The 7,603-nt window shown below is 50.5% G+C and carries 4 protein-coding genes; 1 reads left to right on the top strand and 3 read right to left on the bottom strand.

Annotation, left to right across the window (positions count from 1 at the left end):
• On the top strand, positions 1 to 911 hold a 911-nt coding region (locus tag ACTHMC_RS21665), incomplete at its 5' end, for a 2-hydroxyacid dehydrogenase (RefSeq protein WP_440416342.1).
• Between the two features lie 55 nt (positions 912 to 966).
• Here ACTHMC_RS21665 and ACTHMC_RS21660 read toward each other — a convergent pair.
• From ACTHMC_RS21660 to ACTHMC_RS21650, 3 genes are all read right to left on the bottom strand, one after another.
• Positions 967 to 3,171, bottom strand: a complete 2,205-nt coding sequence (locus ACTHMC_RS21660) for a DUF4954 family protein (RefSeq protein ID WP_440416341.1) — start codon at positions 3,169 to 3,171, stop codon at positions 967 to 969.
• Positions 3,172 to 3,196: 25 nt separating this feature from the next.
• Entirely contained in the window at positions 3,197 to 5,035 is a 1,839-nt protein-coding gene (gene glmS / locus ACTHMC_RS21655; protein WP_440416340.1) for a glutamine--fructose-6-phosphate transaminase (isomerizing), read from the bottom strand.
• Between the two features lie 173 nt (positions 5,036 to 5,208).
• Positions 5,209 to 7,596, bottom strand: coding sequence for a prolyl oligopeptidase family serine peptidase (locus tag ACTHMC_RS21650; RefSeq protein ID WP_440416338.1), 2,388 nt, complete (start codon positions 7,594 to 7,596; stop codon positions 5,209 to 5,211).
• Between the last annotated feature and the right edge of the window lie 7 nt (positions 7,597 to 7,603).

The following is a 7,603-nucleotide window of genomic DNA, read 5'->3' as shown; positions in this document are numbered from 1 at the left end:
AATTCCTGGAAACACATCTGGGGCCGCATATCGTAAATGCCGTAGAACCCGGAACTGATGCGGTTTGTGTGTTTGTAAACGACAGGCTGACGAAAGAAGTGATTGGAGTACTGGCAGCAAAAGGCGTGAAAATAATCGCACTCCGCTGTGCAGGGTTCAATAATGTAGACCTCGAAGCTGCACGGCAGGCAGGCATTCATGTATGCCGCGTTCCTGCCTATTCCCCTGAAGCAGTAGCCGAACATGCAGTAGCCATGCTCCTCACCCTGGACCGGAAGATCCATAAAGCGTATAACCGTGTACGTGAGCAGAATTTCTCTTTGAATGGCTTGCTGGGTTTCAACCTGCACGGAAAAACTGTGGGAATAATCGGTATGGGGAAGATTGGACAGGCTTTCAGCAGGATCGTGAAAGGCTTTGGCTGTACACTTATTGCCTATGATCCTTTTGCTGATCAGTCGCAATATCCTGGCCTGAAATTTATGGAATTGAACCGGTTGCTGGAACAGGCTGATATCATTTCACTGCATTGCCCGCTTACACCAGACAATCATCATCTCATCAACGCTGAAACCATCGGCAGGATGAAGAAAGGAGTAACGTTGATCAATACCAGCCGTGGCGGACTGATCAGAACGATAGATGTGATCGATGCATTGAAATCCGGACAGATCGGTAATCTTGCCATCGATGTATATGAGCAGGAAGAGAAGCTTTTCTTTAAAGATCTTTCAGCGGAGATCATTCCGGATGATATGATACAAAGATTAATGAGCTTTCCCAATGTGCTGGTAACCGGCCACCAGGCTTTTTTTACGGAAGAGGCGCTGGATCAGATTGCGTCTGTGACGCTGCATTCAGTGAGTGAGCTGATGAATGGAAGGCAGCCGGAAGGTGTAATGGTGAACTGATTACTCAAAGTGTACCCAGTCACTCGCCAGAGGCAAGCGACTGGGCACACGCTATTTACGTAAACTTCTTCATTAAAGATGCGATCGTTTTCTTATACTGCTCCAATGCTGCCTTTTCCTGTCTGATAAAAGAATTATCCTCCAGTTTCCCCAGCACTTTATTCATTTCAGCGGTGGTTTCATATACCATCTTGCGGAAAGGATTTTTATAATCCTTCGCACGTGATTCGTAGATACCTTCCGTCATCCATGTTTTTACAGCCAGTGCCTGCTGCAATAACTGCCGGATGGTTTCAGGTTTTGCTTTTTTCAGGTGGATGCCATGAACAATGCTCAGGGCTGCCAGTGCATGATGGAATTTTTCTGCGGGGTATTTAGCGGCCTGGTCCTGGTAGAAAGCATGCACCTGGTCCCAGCTTTTGATCCTGCCCTGGTGGATCTGTGCCACCATTTTTTCGACGGCATCTTTTTTAATCAACTGCCCCCCGATATTCATCCAGGCACTCAGCTGTGGTTTGGCAGGAATGCCGGCAATAGCTTCATCCAGTTGCCTGAACTGTCTGCCACTGTTGGCGATCAGTTGCTCCACTGCATGGAAACCGATCAGCTGTTTAAAGATATGGTAGGCTCTCGTTACTTTGATGATCTGTACCGGGCGGCCGCTGTTCTCAAATCCTTCTGCCAGTATTTCAAGATCGTTCACCAGCGGATCGCTGGCATCCAGCAGGCGTTTGCCTTCTGCTATGGCTTCTTCATTGCTGAACCGTCTGGTCCCTTTCTGCTTCAGGTATGCCTTACCGGTAGCTTGTTGCAGAATGGCTATCCCTTCCACCAGTTCATTGATGGAGTCCGGCGCCAGGTAATCGAATTCCAGCAGCTGGATCTTATTGATGCGTTTATCGCGGTCTGCATACTTCCAGGCATTACGCGCCAGGGCGTACATATTATGCATGAACCAGTAGGCAGGCATGATCACGAGGCGGTCTTTCGACAGATCGTTGCTCACCAGCGCGAAGGGGATGCCGATATTCAGTTCCACCGGGTAATCGCCTTTGGCGAGTATAGTGAAGGTGGCGAATTTTGAATTATGCTTGAGGCTCACGCAGAGGCCAGGCCAGAACCCGCGTCCGGCAACGATCTCGCCATCCGGGCTTCTGCTGTTGTGATTGGAACCTACTGTAGCGCCAGCCGCCATATTGCTTTGCCCCTGCAGCAAGGCTGCGCAGAGGAATGAGTTATTATGGTGTTGCTCGTGTGAAGGAAAGATGAGGGAATTCAATACCTCACAGCAGGAGATGGTGCTGTTCTCACCGAGGTAAGAGTTGATCAGCCTGGCGCCGTATTTCAGCTGGCTGTGCGGGGCCAGGATGAAACGGACCGCCTTTACTCCGTAGAAGGCGCGGCATCCGTAACCGATGATGCCGTTCACCAGTTCACATCCTTCGCCTACCTGTGTTTTGGCATCGGCAGATGAATTGATGGTTACGTTCTTGATCTTGTTGGCTCCTTTGATATACGCGTCGGTACCGATCTTCACATCCTTCAGGATGCGGCAGTTCTTGATCACGGTGCGGTCCCCGATGGTGCCATACTTCCCTCTTCTCAGATCGAATTGCTGCTGCGTGAATTCTTTCAGCTTTTGCTGGAGTGTATTGTCATCGCGGAAGCGGGTCCAGAGAAAGGCATCGCCGGGCAGCATGCCATCGAAGGGCATGATCTTGCGTTCGCCGTTCTCATTGCAGACCTCCATCCAGATGCGGATGGGCTCGTCTTCGCCTTCCATGAGGATACCGTTGCCGAACTTGGAGTGATCGGTGGTATCGATCTCGTTCACGTTCACCAGGATCACTTCATTACCGGTGATATAATGTGAGATATAGTTTACGTTGTCCACCACCACATTGTCGCCGAAATCACAGCTGATGATGGTACTGTTGTATAATCCGACAGGCCTGCGCAGGTTATGGAATTCCAGGTAATAAGGTTCAAGTTTACCGATGCGCACGAGGCCATAGAACTTGCAATCCTGTACCAGTTCAGGATTGAAGGCGTCGGACACCATGATATTGTTCCAGTTGTCCGATGTGTTGCGGTTGCGCACCAGCATCTCAATTTCATGGGCTGTGAGATGCCTGTATTGCAAGCCATTCTTATATTGCTGGTTACGCAGGTAATATTCATCCTTTCCTTTCGGGAGGAAGCTGGCTGGAATGAAATTATATCCCAGCGTATTGATGGGGCTTTTCCGGATCTGATTCATATGCAGGAAAGTAAGTGTTCGATAATTATTCCACGGTCACGCTCTTGGCCAGGTTACGTGGTTTGTCCACGTCCAGGTCCTTGGCGATACCGATATAATAAGCCAGTAACTGCAGCGGAATCACGCTCAGGATCGGCGCTACAATTTCATCGGCTTCCGGAACGGCAATCACATCATCTGCCATGGCAGTGATGGTATCGTCTCCTTCGGTTACAATGGCAATCACTTTTCCTTTTCTTGCTTTGATCTCCTGGATATTGCTCACGATCTTCTCGTGGTAAGAATCTTTGGTGGCTACAAATACCACGGGTAATGTTTCGTCCACCAGTGCGATAGGGCCATGTTTCATCTCAGCTGCCGGATAACCTTCGGCATGGATATAGGAGATCTCTTTGAGCTTGAGGGCTCCTTCCAGTGCGATGGGGAAGTTGTATCCGCGGCCAAGGTAGAGGAAGTCTTTCGCGTCCTTGTATTTTTCTGCCAGTTTCTTAACGGCATCGGCGGTCTGGAGCGTGGTTTTAACTTTCTCTGGGATATCGTGCAGTTCATTCAGCAGGTGAATGAAGCGTTTGGTATCGATAGTGCCTGTGGCATGAGCAACTTTCAGGGCAATGAGGGAGAGCACCACCAGCTGTGCCGTGAAGGCCTTGGTGGATGCCACACCAATCTCGGGGCCTGCGTGCGTATAGGCACCGGCGTTAGAGATACGTGCAATGCTGGAGCCAACCACGTTCACCACACCAAAGATCAGGGCTCCCTGCTCTTTGGCTTTCTCAATGGCCACCAGGGTGTCTGCCGTTTCACCACTCTGCGATACGGCAATGATCACGTCACCGGGGCGCACGATGGGATTGCGGTAGCGGAACTCTGAAGCATATTCCACTTCAACGGGAATACGGCAGAGCTCTTCAAAGATGTACTCTGCCAGCAAAGCCGCATGCCAGCTGGTTCCGCACGCAATGATGATGATGCGGGATGCATTCTTGATCTGGTCTATATTGTTCTGAACACCGGCCATGGTGATGGAACCGTTGGTGGCGTCGAGCCTGCCTCGGAGACAGTCGAAGATGGTGTCCGGCTGTTCAAAGATCTCTTTCAGCATGAAATGGTCGTACCCGCCTTTTTCGATAGCGGCCAGTTCCATATCCAGTTTGGTGATGAAGGGAGTGATCTTTTCGTTACCGAGGTTTTTCAGGATCAGTTCATCGGGGCGGATGATGGCCAGCTCATAATCGTTCACATACACCACTTCTTTGGTATACTCGATGATGGGGGAGGCGTCGGAAGCCAGGAAATGTTCTCCCTTTCCGATACCGATCACCAGCGGGCTTCCCTTGCGGGCGGCGATGAGGGTATCCGGATTATCCTGGTCTACCAGCACGATCACGTATGCGCCTACTACGCGCCTGAGTGCGATACGGACTGCTTCCTCCAGGGTGCAGGTATTGTTCTTCTGAATATCTTCTATGAATTTCAGCAGTACTTCGGTATCGGTATCGCTGATGAAATTGTATCCTTTTTTAATGAGCTCATTTTTCAGCTGGCTGTAGTTCTCGATGATGCCGTTGTGGATCATGGCCAGTTTCCCATTCTCTGAGCTGTGGGGGTGAGCGTTGCGGTCGCTGGGTTCGCCATGGGTGGCCCAACGGGTATGGCCGATGCCGATATGGGCGTGCACATCCTTGCCCACGAGGCTGTCTTCCAGTTCAGCTACTTTACCTTTCTTTTTATACACTTTAAGACCTTCTTCATTGAGCAGGGCAACGCCTGAACTGTCGTATCCGCGATATTCGAGGCGCTTGAGGCCTTTCAAAATAACAGAGTAAGCTTCCTTAGGTCCAACGTAAGCAACAATGCCGCACATGTGTAACAGAATTTATGGTTAATGGTGTTAACCAGGGTGAATAAAAAAGGTCATAACAGGATCGTTCCACGTGTATGAAATACGGGAAGGGTCCTGTTTTGACCTTTTGGTATTTTCCTAGAACAAACGATTGCGCAATTTATTGAAAAATTGTGCCGGAAGTCTTTCTTAAATTATTTTTTAAGATGGCGCTCAAAGAGGCGGAAGATCCGTTTGTATTCGTCGGTCCAGCTGCTGGGTTCAACAAAACCATGGTCTTCCACGGGGTAAACGGCCAGTTCCCAGTTGTCTTTTCCCAGTTCAATCAGTTTTTGCGACAGCCTTACGATATCCTGGTAATGCACATTCACGTCCACCATACCATGGCACATGAGCAGGTTGTCTTTCAGGCCTGCCGCGAAATTGATGGGGGAGCTGCGCTGGTAGGCGATGCTGTCTGTGAATGGCTCATTGAGGATATTGGACGTATAGCCATGATTGTAATGGGCCCAGTCGGTAACCGAGCGGAGGGCAGCCCCTGCATTGAATACACCGGGTTCCGTGAACAGCGCCATCAGGGTGATGAAACCTCCGTAGGAACCGCCATAGATCCCGATATTGGAAGCATTCACGCCATATTTTTCCACCAGCAGTTTAGCACCATCCACCTGATCGCTGAGGTCTTTTCCTCCCATGTAGCGGTAAATGCCCGTGCGCCAGTTGCGCCCATAACCGGCGCTTCCGCGATAATCGATATCCAGCACGGTATAGCCATTATCTGCAAGCAGGTTGTGGAACATGTATTCCCTGAAGTAGCTGCTCCACCATTTGTGGGCATTCTGCAGGTAGCCTGCCCCGTGCACAAAGATCACGGCAGGTTTGGAGGCATGTGGGGTGGCGGGGCGGTAGAGCCTGGCATGTACATTGGCGCCATCACGGGCTTCAAAGGTGATCACTTCCGGATCACGCCACTGGTAGGAGGCAAACTCGGGGGATTGCGCCAGGTTGGTGACCTGTTGCGGCTTTGCACCGGTCTTGTTCTCCTGGATATACAGTTCCCAGGGTTTATTGCTGTAGGAGTAGAGATATGCCAGCCATTTCTCATCGGGCGAAAGGCTCACCTGGTTGGAACCTGGAAGACTGGTGAGTTGCTCCGCCTTTCCACCGGTTACGGGTAACCGATAATAATGCTGCTCGCCCGGGTGCACCTGGTTGGTGGTGATGTAGAAAAACTTCTTATCGCGGCTCAGCCTGGTATCCTGTACTTCATAGTTGCCGCTGGTGAGGGCCTTTTTCTCTTTCGTATTTACATTGATGGTATAAAGATGGGAGTAACCGCTTGCCTCCGACTGGAACCAGATGGTACTGGCATCAACCCAGCCGATATTGCTGCCGCCAAAACCGGAAATGCCGGGGCCTGCGATCCAGGCTTCATCGCGTTGCCTGTCCAGTGGTGTGATCTTTCCTGTAGCGCCATCGAGCAGGATCAGCCACCTGTCTTTATTATCCTGAGCTCTCAGGTCAACCACTGCATACCGGCTGTTGGGGCTCCAGCTGGTATTGGTGAAGTTCACGGCGCGTATAGCGGGGTCCTTGCTTCTTTTGGCGAAAGCTGCGGGATAGTCTTTCAGATAATCAGGCAGGTCTTTGATGCCGGGAAGGCTATCCGTCTTGATCACGAAAACAGTATCGGCCTGGCTGTCGAACAGGAAGAGCTCGCTGCTGCCGGATGGTGTGCCTACCTTGGTTCTGCCGGGAATATCTTCTGTAAAGCCACTCTCGGTAACGTAGTTGGGAATGATGGTATTCTTGCCGGAGTTGTTTGATTTGAATAATCTGTAAGCGATGAAACGTCCGTCAGCACTTATCTGTACGCCTCCGGCGGATTTGTCTTCCGTATAAAGTGTGCGTAATGATTTGTATCTGGGATAAGTTTTGAGCATGGAATCGGTCTCTTCTTTCTTTTCCCTGCGCTGGCGCAGGATCTCGGAATTGGCGAGCGATTCCTCTGTGAGCCATTTTTCCTGTATTGACTTTTCCGGGCCTTTAGCTCCGGCTTTGGGAGCAACACCCTGCTGGAAATTGGTAAGCTGTGCGATGGCGCCGGTGGCGATATCCCAGGAATAAAGATTGGTGGCCCTGGAAAATACGATCCTGGTATCATTGAAACCGAATGCCGGTGCGCTTTCAATGTCCACGGTTTCAGTCACGCGCCTGGTGATGCCTGTTTTGAGATCCGTAAGATATACATCTCCACGGTTCGTATATACGTAAGCAGTGTATTTGGAATTGTACTGTACGTTGTTGTTATCGGGCTGGCCCTTGCTGTCTGACCAGCTGAGTTTTTGTGGTTTGAAATTGTTGGTGCTGATATGGTAGGTGGAATCGCTGGCGGCGTTTACGGGATTCCATCTGAACTGCAGGTTTTTTGCATCAGCCGACCATTGTAATGCGGAGGGAGAGCTGCCGATCCATTTGGGATCACGCATGATCTTTTCCACCGTCAGTGGGGTAAGGGGTGATTGCGCCTTTGCTGTTGCAGCAGTCAGCAACAACAGGAAAGCATAGGAATGTTTTCTCATTTAATAG

Source organism: Pseudobacter sp. (assembly GCF_051955275.1).
GTDB lineage: Bacteria > Bacteroidota > Bacteroidia > Chitinophagales > Chitinophagaceae > Pseudobacter.
The sequence above is the reverse complement of the archived record's forward strand: the minus strand, read 5'-3'. Positions and strand labels throughout refer to the sequence as shown.

Coding starts and splice junctions, on each gene's coding strand:
- ACTHMC_RS21660 (WP_440416341.1), bottom strand. CDS start 3,171: ATGAATCAGATCCGGAAAAGCCCCATCAATACGCTGGGATATAATTTC.
- glmS (WP_440416340.1), bottom strand. CDS start 5,035: ATGTGCGGCATTGTTGCTTACGTTGGACCTAAGGAAGCTTACTCTGTT.
- ACTHMC_RS21650 (WP_440416338.1), bottom strand. CDS start 7,596: ATGAGAAAACATTCCTATGCTTTCCTGTTGTTGCTGACTGCTGCAACA.